This is a genomic window from Sphingomonas bisphenolicum, from assembly GCF_024349785.1.
Taxonomy (GTDB): domain Bacteria; phylum Pseudomonadota; class Alphaproteobacteria; order Sphingomonadales; family Sphingomonadaceae; genus Sphingobium; species Sphingobium bisphenolicum.
On sequence record NZ_AP018817.1, the window covers coordinates 2671752 to 2687804 of the forward strand.

Annotated in this window: 14 protein-coding genes, 1 tRNA gene and 1 pseudogene; 9 read left to right on the forward strand and 7 right to left on the reverse strand. The window is 65.4% G+C overall.

Features of this window, described 5'->3' with window-relative positions; all coding sequences use genetic code 11:
- The first annotated feature begins 20 nt into the window (after positions 1-20).
- The 4 genes from SBA_RS13225 (at position 21) to SBA_RS13240 (ending at position 4147) form a co-directional block, all read left to right on the forward strand.
- Complete coding sequence (locus tag SBA_RS13225) at positions 21-1025, forward strand: PhoH family protein (protein WP_261934778.1); 1005 nt, start codon at positions 21-23, stop codon at positions 1023-1025.
- Positions 1026-1113: 88 nt separating this feature from the next.
- Positions 1114-1626 (forward strand): rRNA maturation RNase YbeY, encoded by a 513-nt coding sequence (ybeY, locus tag SBA_RS13230; RefSeq protein WP_224549878.1) that lies wholly within the window; start codon positions 1114-1116, stop codon positions 1624-1626.
- 8 nt (positions 1627-1634) lie between these two features.
- Positions 1635-2576 (forward strand): hemolysin family protein, encoded by a 942-nt coding sequence (locus SBA_RS13235; protein ID WP_224549876.1) that lies wholly within the window; start codon positions 1635-1637, stop codon positions 2574-2576.
- Positions 2577-2659: 83 nt separating this feature from the next.
- Positions 2660-4147 (forward strand): DUF2142 domain-containing protein, encoded by a 1488-nt coding sequence (locus SBA_RS13240; RefSeq protein WP_261934779.1) that lies wholly within the window; start codon positions 2660-2662, stop codon positions 4145-4147.
- A 48-nt stretch (positions 4148-4195) separates the two neighbouring features.
- Here SBA_RS13240 and SBA_RS13245 read toward each other — a convergent pair.
- The 4 genes and pseudogenes from SBA_RS13245 to SBA_RS13260 form a co-directional block, all read right to left on the reverse strand.
- Positions 4196-4783 (reverse strand): annotated as a pseudogene (locus tag SBA_RS13245) (phosphatase PAP2 family protein); the annotation flags it as partial.
- Positions 4740-6134 (reverse strand): dihydrolipoyl dehydrogenase, encoded by a 1395-nt coding sequence (gene lpdA, locus SBA_RS13250; protein WP_261934780.1) that lies wholly within the window; start codon positions 6132-6134, stop codon positions 4740-4742. The gene lpdA and the pseudogene SBA_RS13245, both read right to left, overlap by 44 nt.
- A 29-nt stretch (positions 6135-6163) precedes the next feature.
- The gene (locus tag SBA_RS13255; RefSeq protein WP_224549871.1) at positions 6164-6565 is read right to left on the reverse strand and encodes an acyl-CoA thioesterase; all 402 of its coding nucleotides are present in this window, start codon (positions 6563-6565) and stop codon (positions 6164-6166) included.
- Entirely contained in the window at positions 6565-7869 is a 1305-nt protein-coding gene (locus SBA_RS13260; protein ID WP_224549870.1) for a pyruvate dehydrogenase complex dihydrolipoamide acetyltransferase, read from the reverse strand. The genes SBA_RS13255 and SBA_RS13260 overlap by 1 nt, the downstream gene beginning before the upstream one ends.
- Positions 7870-8052: 183 nt before the next feature.
- Here SBA_RS13260 and SBA_RS13265 point away from each other — a divergent pair, with 183 nt between their 5' ends.
- Entirely contained in the window at positions 8053-8508 is a 456-nt protein-coding gene (locus tag SBA_RS13265; RefSeq protein WP_224549869.1) for a universal stress protein, read from the forward strand.
- A 9-nt stretch (positions 8509-8517) separates the two neighbouring features.
- On the opposite strand, the gene rnr is transcribed toward SBA_RS13265, so the two are convergent.
- The 3 genes from rnr to SBA_RS13280 all read right to left on the reverse strand — a co-directional run bounded on the left by rnr (position 8518) and on the right by SBA_RS13280 (position 12304).
- Positions 8518-10863 carry a ribonuclease R gene (rnr, locus tag SBA_RS13270; RefSeq protein WP_261936732.1) on the reverse strand — a complete coding sequence of 782 codons (2346 nt, stop codon included), beginning with the start codon at positions 10861-10863 and terminating at the stop codon, positions 8518-8520.
- Between the two features lie 510 nt (positions 10864-11373).
- Positions 11374-12027, reverse strand: a complete 654-nt coding sequence (locus SBA_RS13275) for an MOSC domain-containing protein (protein WP_261934781.1) — start codon at positions 12025-12027, stop codon at positions 11374-11376.
- Between the two features lie 58 nt (positions 12028-12085).
- Positions 12086-12304 carry a hypervirulence associated TUDOR domain-containing protein gene (locus tag SBA_RS13280; RefSeq protein ID WP_224549867.1) on the reverse strand — a complete coding sequence of 73 codons (219 nt, stop codon included), beginning with the start codon at positions 12302-12304 and terminating at the stop codon, positions 12086-12088.
- 123 nt (positions 12305-12427) lie between these two features.
- Here SBA_RS13280 and SBA_RS13285 point away from each other — a divergent pair, with 123 nt between their 5' ends.
- The 4 genes from SBA_RS13285 (at position 12428) to SBA_RS13300 (ending at position 15905) form a co-directional block, all read left to right on the forward strand.
- Positions 12428-13606, forward strand: a complete 1179-nt coding sequence (locus SBA_RS13285; RefSeq protein ID WP_261934782.1) for a glycosyltransferase family 4 protein — start codon at positions 12428-12430, stop codon at positions 13604-13606.
- Between the two features lie 28 nt (positions 13607-13634).
- A complete protein-coding gene (locus SBA_RS13290; RefSeq protein WP_224549865.1) occupies positions 13635-14951 on the forward strand; it encodes a replication-associated recombination protein A in 1317 nt (438 codons plus the stop codon).
- Positions 14948-15802: a hypothetical protein gene (locus tag SBA_RS13295; protein WP_224549864.1), complete on the forward strand. Its 855-nt coding sequence runs from the start codon at positions 14948-14950 to the stop codon at positions 15800-15802. Before SBA_RS13290 ends, SBA_RS13295 begins: the two co-directional genes overlap by 4 nt.
- A 27-nt stretch (positions 15803-15829) precedes the next feature.
- Positions 15830-15905, forward strand: a tRNA-Thr gene (locus tag SBA_RS13300).
- The last annotated feature ends 148 nt before the right edge of the window (positions 15906-16053 follow it).

A 16053-nucleotide genomic window follows, 5' to 3' on the forward strand; every position in this document is an offset into this window, starting at 1 on the left:
GATGGGAAAAGGGGCTGAGCATGGGCAAGAAACCGAACCAACATCATCGCGAGCCCGTCGCCGAAAAGGCGCGACTGGAAGTCACCTTCGAAAAGCCGCATCTGCTGGGCACCTTGTTCGGCCAATACGACCGCAATCTGGTGGCGATCGAAAATCGGCTGGGCGTCTATATCGCCGCGCGCGGGAACAAGTTGCAGATCGAGGGCGAGGCGCAGGCCGCCGCCCGCGCCCGCGACGTGATGACCGGCCTCTACAACCGCATCGTCGCGGGACAGGAAATCGACGCCGGCGCGGTCGAGGCGGTGATCGCCATGTCGTCCGAACCCACGCTGGACGGCATCATCCGCACCGATGTCGCCGAACCGCCCAAGGTGATGATCCGCACGCGCAAGAAGACGATCGTGCCGCGCTCCGCGACGCAGGTCACCTATATGGAGGCGCTCAATCGCAACGACATCATTTTCGCGCTGGGGCCGGCAGGCACCGGCAAGACCTATCTGGCCGTGGCGCAGGCGGTCAGCCAGCTCATCACCGGCAGCGTCGACCGGCTGATCCTGTCGCGTCCCGCAGTGGAAGCAGGCGAGAAGCTGGGATTCCTGCCCGGCGACATGAAGGAGAAGGTCGATCCCTATCTCCGCCCGATCTACGATGCGCTGCACGACACGCTGCCGGCCGAACAGGTCGAACGGCGGATCGCGAGCGGCGAGATCGAGATCGCGCCGCTGGCCTTCATGCGCGGACGGACGCTGGCCAATGCCTTCATCGTACTGGACGAGGCGCAGAACACGACCATCGCCCAGATGAAGATGTTCCTGACCCGCTTCGGCGAAGGCAGCCGGATGGTCATTTGCGGCGACCCCAAGCAGGTCGATCTGCCGCAGCCGGGCATATCCGGGCTGGCCGATGCGGTCGCGCGATTGCAGGGCGTGGAAGGCATCGCGATGGTGCCGTTCGGCATCGCCGACGTCGTCCGGCATCCCGTGGTCGGCCGGATCGTGGAGGCCTATGAGGGGCCGGATGCCTGACGCAAACATCCGTTCGCTTCGCGTTTGTGGCGAAGCGTCGCGTGCAACCGGTTCTCGACCAGCGCGAACCGAACGGAAAGAATGTTAAATGATTGAAGTCGCTGTTCTTCATGACGAAGGCTGGCCGGGTGTCGATTGGGACTTTGTGGCCCAGCGCGCCGTGGCGGCGGCCATTGCGCATAGCCCCTATGCCGCCTTCGCGACCGACGAGGCGCTGTATGAAATCGCGGTCAAGCTGACCAGCGACGCGGAGGTGCATCAGCTCAACCGCGCCTATCGCGACAAGGACAAGCCGACCAACGTCCTGTCCTTTCCGATGGTGCAGGACGACCTGCTGGAAGTGACCGCCAATACCGACGACGGCGAAGTGCTGCTGGGCGATATCGTGCTGGCGGAAGGCGTCTGCGTCGCCGAAGCGGCGGAAAAAGGCATATCGGTGGCCGATCATGCCACGCATCTGATCGTCCACGGGACTTTTCATTTGCTTGGATATGACCATATGGACGACAATGAGGCCGAAGCGATGGAAGCGCTGGAGATTGCAGCGCTGCTGAGCATGGGTCTTTCCGATCCCTATGGGGATCGCGCAACTGGGGAATAAGAACGATCATGGCTGACGGCAGTCCGAAGGACGGCACCGCTTCGAAAGAAGGGGACAGTAGCAACGAGGGCGGATTATGGAGCGGCATCAAGTCGCTCCTGTTCGGCGAGGGGGAAGAGACCAGCCTGCGCAAGGAGCTGGAAGAAGCGCTCGACGAATATGACGAGGACGAGCAGGACGAGAATGGCGGGCCGCCGGCCAAGGGCGACCTGTCGGCGATCGAACGCCAGATGGTGCGCAACCTGCTCCATTTTTCCGAACATACTGTGGACGATGTCGCCGTGCCGCGCGCGGACATCATCGCGATCGAGGAGAAAGCCAGCTTTGCCGACCTCGCCGCGCTGTTCGCCGAGGCGGGGCATAGCCGCGTGCCGGTCTATCGCGGCACGCTCGATACGATCGTCGGCATGATCCATATCCGCGACGCTTTCGCGATCCTGGCAGGCAAGTCGCCTGTGCCCGAGACGCTGGAGCCGCTGATCCGACAGCCGCTCTACGTGCCCGAAAGCATGGGCGCGCTCGACCTGCTCGCGGAAATGCGGGCCAAGCGGACCCATCTGGCCATCGTGCTGGACGAATATTCTGGGACCGAAGGGCTGCTGACCTTCGAGGATCTGGTCGAGGAAATCGTCGGCGATGTCGAGGACGAGCATGACGATGCGCCCGAGGCGATGCTGGTCCCGCTCGACGGCGGCCTGTGGGAAGCCGATGCGCGCGCCGAACTGGACGATGTCGCCGAGGAAATCGACGAGAAGCTGGGCGAGGTCGAGGAAGATGTCGACACGCTGGGCGGCCTGGCCTTCGTCCTTGCCGGACGCGTGCCGGAACCAGGTGAGATACTGGATCACGGCCCCAGCGGCTGGAAGCTGGAGATCGTCGCGAGCGACGGTCGCCGCGTGACCCGCCTGCGACTGCATCCGCCGGTCGAGCGGGAAGAAGCGGAGGCGTAAAAGCCTTTCGCTCCAACGCCATCTTGCCAGCAATAAAGGATTACGGTCGCGAAATGTTAAGCCGCGCCGGATAGGGTGCGGCCATGCGGAACGAGCGGAGCAGATTTACCGGCGCGGCCAATGGCGACATGCTGTTTGCTGGGCCATGGACCCCAATCGAGAGGCTGCTGCTCGCGGCCGTCTGTGTCGCCACGCTCTTCTTCGCCATCGTCACCCCGCCCTTTCAGGCGCCGGACGAAAACCAGCATTATATGAAGGCGCTGGCGCTGGCGCAGGGGCATGTGCTGACCGAACAGCGCGGCGAAGCGATCGGCGTGGAACTGCCGCGAGCGGCACTGGCTATCCATGGCGTGGATTTCCCGACCGATGTGCCGCCCATATTGCGCAGCTTCGATCGCGCGCAGATCGCCCGCAGCGCGGCCGTCGACGCCGGCCGTCCGGGCACGGCCTTTGCCGATTTTCCCAATGTCGCCAGCTATGCGCCCAGCCTTTATGCGCCAGGCGCGGTGGGGCTGACCTTGGGGCGGATGCTGGGCCTGCCGTGGATCGACGCCTTCTATGTCGGGCGGCTCGTCAACGCGCTGATCGGACTGGCGCTGCTGATCGCGGCGCTGCGCCTGTTGCCCTTCGGCCGCAATGCGCTGCTGGCGACCGCCCTGCTGCCGACCTTCGCCTATCAGACCGGATCGCTGTCGCCCGATGCCGTCATCAACGGGCTTGGCTTTCTGGGCCTGGCGCTGGCGCTGCGTACCGGGTTCATGGGGGCGACGCCGGCACGATCGATGGCCTTGCTGGTGACGGGGCCGCTGCTGGCGCTATGCAAGGGCGTCTATCTGCCGATCATGGCCGCGGGACTGCGCTGGCCGCAGGATCGCCGCAACCTGCGGACAGGACTGATCCTGGGGGCGATGGGCCTGGGCGCAATCGCCTTCATCGGCTGGATGCACTATTCGGGCGGAAGTCAGGCGCTCTATCATATCCAGTCGCGCAAGACGGGCGAGACGATGATGACCGCACCGCTGCGCGACCAGCTTGCCATCCTGCTGCATGATCCAATGGGTTATGTCCGCATTCTCGTCGGCAGCGTAGTCGAACGTGCGCCGGTCTATGCGTTGCAGATTGTCGGGCGTTTCGGCTGGAACGCGATCCTGTTGCCGCTGGTCGCCTATCCACTGGCGCTGCTGATGCTGGGTGCGGGCGTCGCCAACGGCAGCGGTGCGCGCTTCGGCATCGGCCAGCGGCTCTGGTGGCTGGCGGTCGCAGCGGGCGTTGCACTGCTGATCGAAACGGCCATGTACCTGACGGGAACGCCGCTGGGCGCCGACTATATCCAGGGGACGCAGGGGCGCTATTTCCTGCCGCTGCTACCGCTGGTGCTGATCGCCCTGTCGCCCGATAGCGCCGTGCGCGGTGCGCAACGGATATTCGCCGTCACGGCGATCATGCTATTGCTGATCGCCGCGGCGACGGTGTTCGACAGTTTCTGGGTCCATGGCTTCATCACCAGCGACGGGATGCCGCCGCACAGCAGCATGGGCCGCGCCCTGCTGCTCCCCTCCCCGCGCTGGTAGCCAGACGCGGCATAAAGCGAGCCAGCCCAGCCCTTCGATCCAGCCCGCGGTAACATCGCTGGGCCAATGGACGCCGAGCCAGACCCGGCTGACGCCGATCAAGGCGATCATAGCCGCCGCCGCATGATAGCCGCCGCGCCGACCGGCGAGCAGCGCCAGCGCGCCGAAGAAGATCATGTTTCCCGCCGCATGGCCGCTGGGGAAGCTGTAACTGTGGACGATGTCGAGATGGGGCAGCAGATCCGGGCGCGGCGCGGCAAAAACCTGTTTCAAGCCAAGGTTGAGCAAGGTGCCGCCCGCCATCGTCAGCGCCAGCCACAAGGCGCCCTGCCGCCGTCCGTGCAGGAGCAGCCAGCCGAAAGCCATGGCGAGCAGGAGCAGCCGCCCCGCGGTACCGCCGACCGCGGAAGCCGATCGCATCAACAGCGTCACATCGCGGCCGATGGCGCTGTCGCGTGCCTGTCCTGCCCCTTCCATCAGCCGGACATTCAGGCCGTCGAGCCACCCGGCCCGTTGCATCAATGCGATCGCCAATACGCAAAAAAGCGCGAGAGCCAAAGCTCCCGCGCCTTTCACCGGCGATATGCGCCAATCAGATATGGAGCGCACGGCCATATGCCGCGAGTACGCTTTCATGCATCGATTCCGAAATCGTCGGATGCGGGAAGACGGTGTGCATCAGTTCCGCCTCGGTCGTTTCCAGCGTTTTGCCGATGGTATAGCCCTGGATCATTTCCGTGACTTCCGCGCCGATCATGTGCGCGCCCAGCAGTTCGCCGGTCTTGGCATCGAATATGGTCTTGGTGAAGCCTTCCGCCTCGCCCAGCGCGATCGCCTTGCCATTGCCGATGAAGGGGAACATGCCGACCTTCACCTCGTAACCGGCTTCCTTCGCCTTGGCTTCGGTCAGGCCGACGCTGGCGATCTGCGGGTGGCAGTAGGTACAGCCCGGAATGTTGCGGACGTCCATGGCGTGGGGATGCTTCCCCGCAATCGCTTCGGCCACGATCACGCCTTCATGGCTCGCCTTGTGCGCCAGCCATGGCGGCGCGGTGACGTCACCGATGGCCCAGATGCCATCGACATTGGTCTTGCAGGTCGGGTCGGTGACGATATGGCCGCGTTCGGACTTGATGCCGAGTTCTTCCAGACCGATATTTTCGGTGTTGGGGACGATGCCGACAGCGACGATGACATGGCTGAAGTCGCCATTCACCACCTTGCCGTCCTTGCCCTTGATCGCGGCCTTCACCCCGTTCGCGCCGACTTCCAGCTTTTCGACGCCCGCGCCGGTCATGATCGTCATGCCCTGCTTCTTGAGCGCCTTTTCGAGGAAGGCGGACACATCGGCATCCTCGACCGGGACGACGCGGTCCATCATTTCGACCACGGTCACGTCCGCGCCCATATCGTTATAGAAGCTGGCGAACTCGATGCCGATCGCGCCCGATCCGATGACCAGCAGCTTGGTCGGCATTTCCGAAGGCGTCATGGCGTGGCGATAGGTCCACACGCGCTTGCCGTCTGCCTTGGCGAAGGGCAGGTCGCGGGCGCGCGCGCCGGTCGCGACGATGATGTTCCTGGCCGTCAGCTCTTCGCTCTTGCCGTCCTTGGTGACGCTGAGCTTGCCTTTTCCGGTCAGCTTGCCGTCGCCCATATGGACGGTGATCTTGTTCTTCTTCATCAGGTGCGTGACGCCCTGATTAAGCTGCTTGGCGACGCCGCGCGACCGCTTTACGACGGCTTCGATGTCCGCGCTGATCTTCTCTGCAGCCAGGCCATAATCCTTGGCATGCTGCATATAATGGAAAATTTCGGCAGAGCGCAGCAGCGCCTTGGTCGGGATACAGCCCCAATTGAGACAGATGCCGCCCAGATTTTCGCGCTCGACGATCGCGGTCTTGAGGCCCAGCTGGGCGGAACGGATCGCGGCGACATAGCCGCCGGGGCCGGAGCCCAGAACGATGACATCGTAATTCTCAGCCATGGTCAGTCTCGCTTATTGTCTTGATCATTTCACTCGCCCGGCAGGGGCGGCACGGAACGGGGCTGGCGATCCTCACCGATCGCCACGAAGCTGAAGGTCGCGTGGGTCACGCGGTAGGACCGGTCGTCATGCCGGGCACGCCGCCAGGCTTCGACATAGATTTTCATCGACGTACGCCCGACGGATTTGAGCGTGGCGAATACCGACACCTCATCCCCAACCACGACGGGGCGCAGGAAGGTCATCCCTTCCACCGCGATCGTCACGGCGCGACCATGGCTGTGCCGGGCGGCGACGGAACCCGCCGCCGAATCCATCAGACTCATCAACCAGCCGCCGAAGATATCCCCATAGGGATTGGTATCGGTCGGCATGGCGATGACCCGCACCGCCGGACTGATATCCGGCGGGGTTTCGTCGACATAGGCCATCAGGCCAGCATACCGATCGGGTTTTCGACCAATTCCTTGAACGCCTTCATCAGGCGGGCGCCATCGGCTCCATCGATGGCGCGATGGTCGAAGCTGCCGGTCGCCGACATGACGGTCGCGATCTGGACCGAGTCATCGACGATATAGGGCCGCTTCTCGCCCGCGCCGATCGCCATGATCATGGCCTGGGGAGGGTTGATGACCGCTTCGAACTGCTTGATGCCGAACATGCCCATGTTGGACAGCGAGGCGGTGCCGCCCTGATATTCCTCGGGCTTGAGCTTGCCGTCCTTGGCACGGGCAGCCAGATCCTTCATCGCTTCGGAAATGGCGGCGACGCCCTTGCTGCCCGCATCGCTGACGATCGGCGTGATGAGACCGCCGGGGATCGACACGGCGACGCTGATGTCGGCGCGCTTGAACTGCAGCATCTGGTCGCCGGCAAACTGCACGTTGCATTCGGGCACCTGGATCAGCGCGACGCCCAGCGCCTTGATGAGCAGGTCGTTGACCGACAGCTTGACCTTGCGGCTGGCGAGACCGGCATTGAGTTCGCCGCGCAGCTTGAGCAGCTTGTCGAGCTGAATGTCGACGGTCAGGTAGATGTGCGGCACCTGCTGCTTGGATTCGGTCAGGCGGCGCGCGATCGTCTTGCGCATACCGCTGAGCTTGATGACGTCGTGCGGGATGCCGAAATCCTGCGCGGCGGCAGCGACCGGCGCGGGCGTCGCAGCGACCGGCGCACTGGCGGGGGCAGCGGTCGGCGCGGCGGCGCCGGGCTGTGCGCCTTCGATATCAGCCTTGACGATGCGGCCGTTGGTGCCCGTGCCGGTGATGCTGGCCAGATCGACCCCCTTGGCCTCCGCCAAGCGGCGCGCCAGCGGGCTGGCCTTCACACGGTCGTCCGACGCCACCGCAGGCTTGGCCGCAGCGGCCTCAGCCTTGGGCGCGGCGTCCGCTTTCGGGGCGGGTGTTTCGGCCTTGGCGGGGACGGGATCGGCCTTTGGCGCGGGAGCGGCGTCCGCTTTGGCACCGCCAGCGGCGACGGTCGCGGCATCTTCCCCCTCTTCGGCGATGATGGCGATGACGGTGCCGACCTTCACGCCCTCCGCGCCTTCGGCGATCAGTATCTTGGCGATCACGCCTTCATCGACCGCTTCGAATTCCATCGTCGCCTTGTCGGTCTCGATCTCTGCCAGCAGATCGCCGGACGATACCGTGTCGCCCTCCTTGACCAGCCATTTGGCCAGCGTCCCTTCCTCCATCGTCGGGGACAAAGCGGGCATCTGGATCGTCTTGCTCATGCTTTCGGGCCTCTTCTTGGCTTCACGGCTTTGACCGTTGGCTGCCCGTTTTCACCCATTCGCCGGATCGGTCAAGGGACGGCTTGCCAGACGCGCCTTTATGCCGCACATTTCACCTCTATGGTTCGTTGAGGCGTTTTGCCAACGTCCGACGCCATTAATTGAACGCGGGGGCGATAAGAAGTGCGGACATATCTGGTTGTCGTGGACGAATCGCCGGAAGCGGAAACCGCTTTGCGGTTCGCCGCGCGGCGCGCAGCCAAAACCGGCGGCGCGGTCCGCATCCTGGCGCTGATCCCGCCGGCCGAGTTCGTACAATGGGGCGGCGTCCAGGCCACCATGGAGGACGAAGCGCTGCAACGCGCAGAGGCGCTGGTGACCAGCGCAGCGGGGACGCTGACCGATGAATCGGGCATCCGTCCCAGCATTACCGTGAGACAGGGTGAGGCGGTCGCTGTCGTGCGCGGCACACTGGAGGAAATGGACGATGTCGCGGCGCTCGTTCTGGGCGCTGCGGCAAGCGGCAATCCGGGCAAGCTCGTTACGCATTTCGCGGGCGCTGACGCGGGCAAGCTGCCCTGCCCGCTCATGATCATTCCGGGCGGGCTGGATAGCGAGGCGATCGACCGGCTGAGTTGATCTGCGACTTTACCGCTTATGCTTGCCGCGCTTCGCCCCCATATGCCGGATATTGGTCGGTCGGCCGCGCTTGATGCCGGGACGGGTGCGATCGCGCTTCAACAGGCCGCCGCGGGGCGCGGGATTGTCGGGCAGTTCAAAGCGTAGCGAGCCGTTGATCGGATCGGCTTCCGCCAATCGCAGTTCCAGCCGCTGGCCGACCGTGTAGCGATCGCCGCTTTCGACGCCCTGCAAGGCCTTGCCCGCTTCGTCATAAAAAAAATGTTCGGCGCCCATGGTGGACACCGGCACCAGTCCGTCGCCGCCCAGCCCGTCGACCGTGGCGAAGAAGCCGAAATTCTGGACCCCGGTGATGCGCGCCTTGACGATTTCGCCGACATGGGCGGACAGGAAGGCCGCGACATAGCGATCGACGGTCTCGCGCTCCGCCTCCATCGCGCGGCGTTCATGGCCGGAGATGAGTTCGCCGACCCGCCCCATATTCTCATAATCGTCCTGGCTGAGCGACGAGCGGCTCGGGATCGCGTCGCCCTTGGGCGCGGGCAGTTCCAGGCTGTAGGCGCCGACCAGCGCGCGATGCACCAGCAGGTCCGCATAGCGGCGGATGGGCGAGGTAAAATGGGCGTAGCTGCCCAGCGCGAGGCCGAAATGGCCCATATTTTGCGGGCTGTAATAGGCCTGGGTCTGGCTGCGCAGGATCTGGACCATGATCTGCTCCTTCTCCTCCGACTCTGCGATTTTGCGGATCAGCGCGTTGAAGGTCGATGGGCGGATGACCTGACCAAGCGCGAAATTCATGTCGAAGGTGGCGAGATAGTCCTTGAGCGCGACCAGTTTTTCGCGGCCCGGCGCTTCATGCACGCGGTACATGACGGGGGCCTTCTTCGCCTCCAGCGCCTTGGCCGCCGCGACGTTGGCCGCGATCATATAATCCTCGATCAGCATATGGGCGTCGAGCCGTTCCCGCACCGCGACGCTGACGATCTTGCCATGCTCGTCCAGCACCACGCGGCGTTCTGGCAGGTCGAGCGCCAGCGGATCGCGCGCGTCCCGCGCCTTGCGCAGCAGCGCCCAGCAGGTCCAGAGCGGTTTGAGGGCGACGTCGAGCAATTCGTCCGCCTGCTTGCGCGATGCTGTCGGCGCAGCGTCGGCTTCCGCTCCGTCGATCGCGGCCTGCGCATCTTCATAAGCCAGCACCGCCGCGACGCGGATCACGGCGCGGGTGAAGCGCCAGCCCGTGACCTTGCCCTGGGCGTTGATGGTGAGGTGGCAGGCCATCGCCGCCCGGTCCTGCCCGGCGCGGAGCGAACACATGTCGGACGAGAGGTCGTGGGGCAGCATCGGCACGACCTGGTCGGGGAAATAGACGCTGTTGCCGCGCTTGCGCGCTTCCTTGTCCAGCGCGCTACCGGGCCGGACATAGTAGCTGACGTCGGCGATGGCGACGATAGCCTTATAGCCGCCGGCATTGCCCTCATCCTCGTCCGGGGTCGCCCAGACGGCATCGTCATGGTCGCGGGCGTCGGACGGATCGATCGCGACGATCGGCAGGTGGCGCAGATCTTCGCGCTTGTCCGCATGCAATGGCAGGGCGGAGGCGGTGATCGCCTCCTCCTCCACCCGCTCCGGGAAGACATGGGGGATGCCATGCTTGTGGATCGCGATCAGGCTGAAGCTGCGCGGGGCGAAGGGGTCGCCGAGAATGTCGGTGACGCGGGCGGCAATGCGCGGCGGGCGGCCATGGGGTTCGGCCAGCACCAGGTCACCGGGCTTGGCGTTGCCGACGTCGCTGATCGGCGTATCCTTGCGGATGCGCTTGTCGACCGGGCGCAGCCATAGCTTGCCGTCGGCCATCACCTCCACCACGCCCAGCAATTCCTCGCTGGCCTTGGCGAGCTTCTTCATGACGTGCGCGACATAGCCGCGCCCGGCTTCCTCGGTGCGGGCGAGGATGCGGTCGCCGATGGTCAAGGCGCCGCGTTTGCCGCGTTCCAGCACGCGCAGGCGGGGCGCAGGCTGGCCTTCGGCTTCCCACCGTTCGGGGGTGGCGATCAGGGTCGTGTCGTCGACATCGACGATGCGCAGCACCGTGACCTTGGGCACGCCACCCATCTTGTGGAAGGCGCGGGCGGGGCCGAGATCGATCAGCCCCTCGTCCGCCATATCCTTGAGCAACGCCTTGAGCGCGATCTTTTCCTGCCCCTTGAGGCCGAACGCCTTGGCGATCTCGCGCTTGCCGGCGGGCTGGTCGGAACTGGTGATGAAGTCCATCACCGCGTCGCGGGTCGGAAAGCCGGCGGGCCGGACTTTGGTGCGCGCGGGGGCGGATGCTTTGTTCTTGGGGGTCGATGCCATGGACCAGCTATAGGCAGGCGTACCGTCCGATGCCAGCGATATGGCGGCGGCTTCGGCGCCCGGGAACGCCGCAGGATCGGCGGGCGGATGACGGACCGGAACTTCCCGAACTTCATGCATGTGCCGCATGGTGAATTTTTTATCCCAAAGTGGGGCGCACCCTCCGGAGACTGGCGGATAAGCGGGGCTGACGATGCGAAGGAACCGGACGCGGATATAGCGGAATCCGGCGCTGTAGGACAGCGAGGACGGCTTTGTGCCTGTGGGGGAATTGGGTCGCGGGGATGGAGGGCCGGGATAGGCGGGAAGCAGACGGGCTTTCCCACCATCATGCCATCGAAAGGCGCGTGACCCTCGGAAGCATCTCTCTTTTCCTTCAAGCGTTTCGTTGGAAGAAGGGAGATTCCAGACTAGGCTGGGATGACGAAGATGAGAGACCAAATATAGTTACTTTTGGACATTGCACTCACCCTGCCGCGGAAACGCGCTCCGCTCCCATCTCCCGCCGACCTATGCCGCCAGTTTGCGTGCCCTCTCCCGCCAGGCTTCGGCCAGGAGCGGCATGTCCGCCAGCGCGCAAACAGCGTCGGGATCGCGTTTGTGGCCACCGCCGATCAGCAACTGGAAAATCCGGGCGATGCTCCAGTCGGGCAAGGGACGGTCCAGCAGGTCCATGCGCGTGCCGGATTCCGCCTCGCCCTGCCGGATGACGCGGAAATAGAGGCCGCTACGCGCGGTCTTGATGATCGTCGTCATGACGTCGCGTGCGCCGAAGCGATGGTCGAGCTTCCAGCAGGGCTGGCGGCCGTGGCTGACCTCCACCACCGCGCTGCCCAGCGAGAAGCGATCGCCCAGGCAGATGTCCGCCTCCGTCATCCCGCGCGAGGCGATATTCTCGCCAAAGGCGCCGGGCGCGTCGAGCAAGGGCTGGTCGGGCTTGCGGCCCCGCCACCAGCCATAATGATCCTGCGGGTAGAGATGGATCGCCTTGTCCCAGCCACCATGATGGATGGGGTCGGCTACCGCATCTTGTTCGAACCCGTCCCATGTGATGCGCACGACGCCATCAACGGGTCGCTTGGCGATGGCGCTATAGTCGCCGTCGCGAAAGGGTGCGGGTGTGCCGACCAGCAGCGCGTCGATGGTCATGAAGGGCGTCGTCATCGGAACGATATGCCATGATCGCACGCGCGGCGCGATGGCCGGTTGACGAACAGAGGCTTCAGCCGCTGCTGAGTTCGGACCGCAGCTTGAGCACCTCACCGCCGCTATCTGCCTGAATGAGATAGGCGGGGTCGCGCGGCGAGCCGTTGCGGCGGATCAGCGATCCTTCGATGGTGCGCTCGACATGGCGATCGAACCGTTCCGCGATACGTCCTCGGCCGACGCCCTGCCCCCAATTCCATTTGACCCGCGTTCCTTTACGGAAAGTCTCGGTCATGGGCATTCTCTCCAATTCGGGCGCAAGCTGCGCCGGCCGTTCCAAGCCCCTGCGAAAAGCAAAATTCCCGACGCGCCGACTGGTTCCCTTGGGTTTTTTCGCCGGTTGCGTTAAGGGGCGGCGATGGATGCTACCGGCCTGCGCGTCGCCCTGTTCAGCGGCAATTATAATTATGTGCGCGATGGCGCGAACCAGGCGCTCAACCGCTTCGTGACCTATTTGCTGCGGCAGGGGGCGGCCGTGCGCGTCTATTCGCCCACCACCCCCACCCCGGCCTTCGATCCGGCCGGGGATCTGGTCAGCACGCCGTCCTTCCCGGTGCCGGGGCGCAAGGAATATCGAGTCCCCTATCGCATGTCGGCGCAGGTTCGCCGCGATCTCAAGGCGTTCGCGCCCAATGTCGTGCATCTGTCGAGCCCCGATCCGCTGGGGCACCGGGCATTGAGCTGGGCGCGCGCGCGCGGGCTGCCGACCGTGGCGTCGGTGCATACGCGGTTCGAAACCTATCCGCGCTATTATGGGCTGGCCTTTCTGGAGCCGCTGATCGAATCCATCCTGCGCCGCTTCTATCGCCGCTGCGACGCGATCGTCGCGCCATCCGAATCGATGGCGCAACTGCTGCGCGATCAGCGGATGAACTATGATGTCGGCATCTGGACACGCGGCATCGACCGGGAGATTTTCCATCCCGGCCGCCGCGACCTGGGCTGGCGGCGGTCGCTGGGCATCGCCGACGACGCGCCCGCCATCGGCTTCATCGGCCGGCTGGTGATGGAAAAGGGGCTGGACGTCTTTTCCGACGCAATCGACCAGCTCGCCGCCCGGCAGGTGCAGCACAAGGTGCTGGTGGTGGGCGAAGGCCCGGCGCGCGAATGGTTCCAGAACCGGCTGCCAGATGCAGTTTTTACCGGCTTCCAGAAGGGGGCGGAGCTGGGCCGTGCAGTCGCCAGCATGGACGTGCTGTTCAACCCGTCGGTGACCGAGACGTTCGGCAATGTCACGCTGGAGGCGATGGCGTGCGGCCTCCCCACCGTCGCGGCGCGGGCCACCGGCAGCGAGAGCCTGGTCACGGACGGCGTCACCGGGCGGCTGATCCGCCCCGGCGCGATCGGCGCCTTCGCCGACGCATTGCAGGCCTATTGCATCGATGACGGCGCGCGGCAGGTGGCGGGCGCGGCGGCGCAGCAACGGGCGGAGCGCAATGGATGGGACCAGGTCAACCAGGCGCTGGTCGACACCTATCTGCGCGTCATCCGCCAGCGCGCCCAGGGGCTGGCGCCGCGATCCAGCCCGGTTCCATAATGCGCGACGCACCCTATACACGGTAGCGATGGCCGACCTTTTCGCTTCCGATGATCTTCCTGCCGACGGACCGGCGGACACCGCCCCCCTCGCCGATCGGCTGCGCCCGCGCACGCTGGCCGATGTGGTGGGACAGGAACATCTGACCGGGCCGGACGGCGCGATCGGCCGGATGGTGGCGGCCGGGCGGCTGTCATCGATCATATTATGGGGGCCGCCCGGCACCGGCAAGACGACCACGGCGCGGCTGCTGGCCGATGCGGTGGGGATGCGCTTTGCCCCGATATCGGCGGTATTTTCGGGCGTGGCCGACCTCAAGAAACTTTTCGCGAACGCCAGGGACCATGCCCGGCGCGGCGAGAAGACATTATTGTTCGTGGACGAGATCCACCGCTTCAACCGGGCGCAACAGGACGGTTTCCTGCCCTTCGTCGAGGACGGTACGGTGACTTTGGTCGGGGCGACGACCGAAAATCCGAGTTTCGAGCTGAACGCGGCCCTGCTGTCGCGGGCGCAGGTGCTGATCCTGCGGCGGCTGGACGCGGCCGCGCTGGAGCAGTTGCTCGACCGGGCCGAGGCGCTGACGGGGCGGCCGGTGCCGATCGACGCCGCCGCGCGCGAGGCGCTGGTGGCGAGCGCGGATGGCGACGGGCGCTTCCTGCTCAACCAGGTCGAGACGCTCTATGCGATCGATTTGCCGCAGCCGCTCGATCCGGCCGGCCTGTCCGCCCTGCTCCACCGCCGGGTCGCGGTGTATGACAAGGACCGGGAGGGGCATTATAATCTCATCTCCGCGCTGCATAAGTCGCTGCGCGGGTCGGACCCGCAGGCGGCGCTCTATTATCTGGCGCGGATGCTGACGGCGGGGGAAGAGCCGCTTTATGTACTGCGCCGGCTGGTGCGCTTCGCGACGGAGGATATCGGCCTCGCCGATCCGCAGGCGGTGGTGCAGTGCCTGGCCGCCAAGGACGCCTATGATTTCCTGGGATCGCCCGAGGGCGAGCTGGCGATCGTACAGGCGTGCCTCTATTGCGCGACCGCGCCCAAGTCGAACGCAGCCTATGCGGCGATGAAGGCGTCGTTCAAATCGGCGCGCGACACCGGGTCGCTGATGCCGCCGATGAACATCGTCAACGCCCCCACCAAGCTGATGAAGCAGGTCGGTTACGGCAAGGGCTATCAATATGACCATGACGCGGCGGAGGGCTTTTCCGGGGCCAATTACTGGCCGGACGAGATGACGCCGCAGATTTTCTATGCGCCGACCGATCGCGGGTTCGAGGCGCGGATCGCCGAGCGCATCGCCCATTGGGACCGGTTGCGGGCGGAACGCGGGGGCGGGTGACGCGGTTCGGGCGGTTCGCCGCGATCGACTGGTCGGGCGCCAAGGGCGCGCGGCACAAGGGGATTGCAGTGGCGTTGTGCGAGGCGGGCGATGCCGTGCCGCGGCTGGTGGCGGCGCCGGGTGGTATCTGGTCGCGGCAGGCGGTGGCCGACTGGCTGGTCGGGGTCGGGCGGCAGGCCCCTACCCTGTTCGGCTTCGATTTCAGCTTCGCGCCGCCCTTCGTCGCGCGGGGCGGCTATCTGCCGGGCGATCGGGTGCCGGAAGACGGCCCCGGTTTCTGGGCCTATGTCGATGCGATCTGCGAGGATGCGGACCTGGGCGCGGCGAGCCTGCTGGAAGTCGCGCATCGCCGCCATTTCTATTTCGGCAAGGCGGACGGGGTGAAGGCCGCTTTCATGCATAATCGTGTCTGCGAGGCGCGGTATAAGGCGGGCGGCGGGGGCAAGCCATCGACCGTCTATGACGCGATCGGCGCGGCGCAGGTGGCCAAGGCCAGCTTTGCCGGGATGCGGATGCTGCATCACCTGCGCGGCAGGCTGCCGGTCTGGCCATTCGATCCATTGCCCGATACCGGGTCGGTAGTGGTGGAAATCTATACCAGCATCGCCGCGCGCGCGGCGGGGCGGCCCAAGGGGCGCAGCAAGATGCGCGATGCGGCCGCGCTGAACGTGGCCCTGGCGGCGTTGGGATCGGCCGCGCATGACGGCCCGATGCCCGACGACCATGGCGCGGACGCGATCGTCACCGCCGCCTGGATGCGCCGGGCCGCGGCTGAACCGGCCATGTGGAAGCCCGCGATGCTGACGGCGCAGATTGCGCATACTGAGGGCTGGACGTTCGGCGTCATCTGATAGTAAGGGCGTGCGTCCGAAAGGCACGCCGGCTTAGCTCAGTTGGTAGAGCACCTGATTTGTAATCAGGGGGCCACGGGTTCGAATCCTGTAGCCGGCACCATTTTAAAATCGTTCCGGACCATCAAGACGCTGCCGCCGCCCAAACGCAAAATGGGGGCCGGCATTGCTGCCGGTCCCCACTTCCGTCGGGTCATGCGATCCGCGTCCCTCGCAGGATGCGATCATCGGCCCGGCGTATCCTGAACGTC

Excerpts from the sequence above, each read along its gene's own strand:
- SBA_RS13240 (WP_261934779.1), top strand. The coding sequence starts at position 2,660 with ATGCGGAACGAGCGGAGCAGATTTACCGGCGCGGCCAATGGCGACATG.
- SBA_RS13290 (WP_224549865.1), top strand. The coding sequence starts at position 13,635 with ATGGCCGACCTTTTCGCTTCCGATGATCTTCCTGCCGACGGACCGGCG.
- SBA_RS13280 (WP_224549867.1), bottom strand. The coding sequence starts at position 12,304 with ATGACCGAGACTTTCCGTAAAGGAACGCGGGTCAAATGGAATTGGGGG.
- SBA_RS13275 (WP_261934781.1), bottom strand. The coding sequence starts at position 12,027 with ATGACGACGCCCTTCATGACCATCGACGCGCTGCTGGTCGGCACACCC.
- SBA_RS13285 (WP_261934782.1), top strand. The coding sequence starts at position 12,428 with ATGGATGCTACCGGCCTGCGCGTCGCCCTGTTCAGCGGCAATTATAAT.
- SBA_RS13235 (WP_224549876.1), top strand. The coding sequence starts at position 1,635 with ATGGCTGACGGCAGTCCGAAGGACGGCACCGCTTCGAAAGAAGGGGAC.
- SBA_RS13260 (WP_224549870.1), bottom strand. The coding sequence starts at position 7,869 with ATGAGCAAGACGATCCAGATGCCCGCTTTGTCCCCGACGATGGAGGAA.
- SBA_RS13225 (WP_261934778.1), top strand. The coding sequence starts at position 21 with ATGGGCAAGAAACCGAACCAACATCATCGCGAGCCCGTCGCCGAAAAG.
- lpdA (WP_261934780.1), bottom strand. The coding sequence starts at position 6,134 with ATGGCTGAGAATTACGATGTCATCGTTCTGGGCTCCGGCCCCGGCGGC.
- SBA_RS13255 (WP_224549871.1), bottom strand. The coding sequence starts at position 6,565 with ATGGCCTATGTCGACGAAACCCCGCCGGATATCAGTCCGGCGGTGCGG.
- ybeY (WP_224549878.1), top strand. The coding sequence starts at position 1,114 with ATGATTGAAGTCGCTGTTCTTCATGACGAAGGCTGGCCGGGTGTCGAT.
- rnr (WP_261936732.1), bottom strand. The coding sequence starts at position 10,863 with ATGGCATCGACCCCCAAGAACAAAGCATCCGCCCCCGCGCGCACCAAA.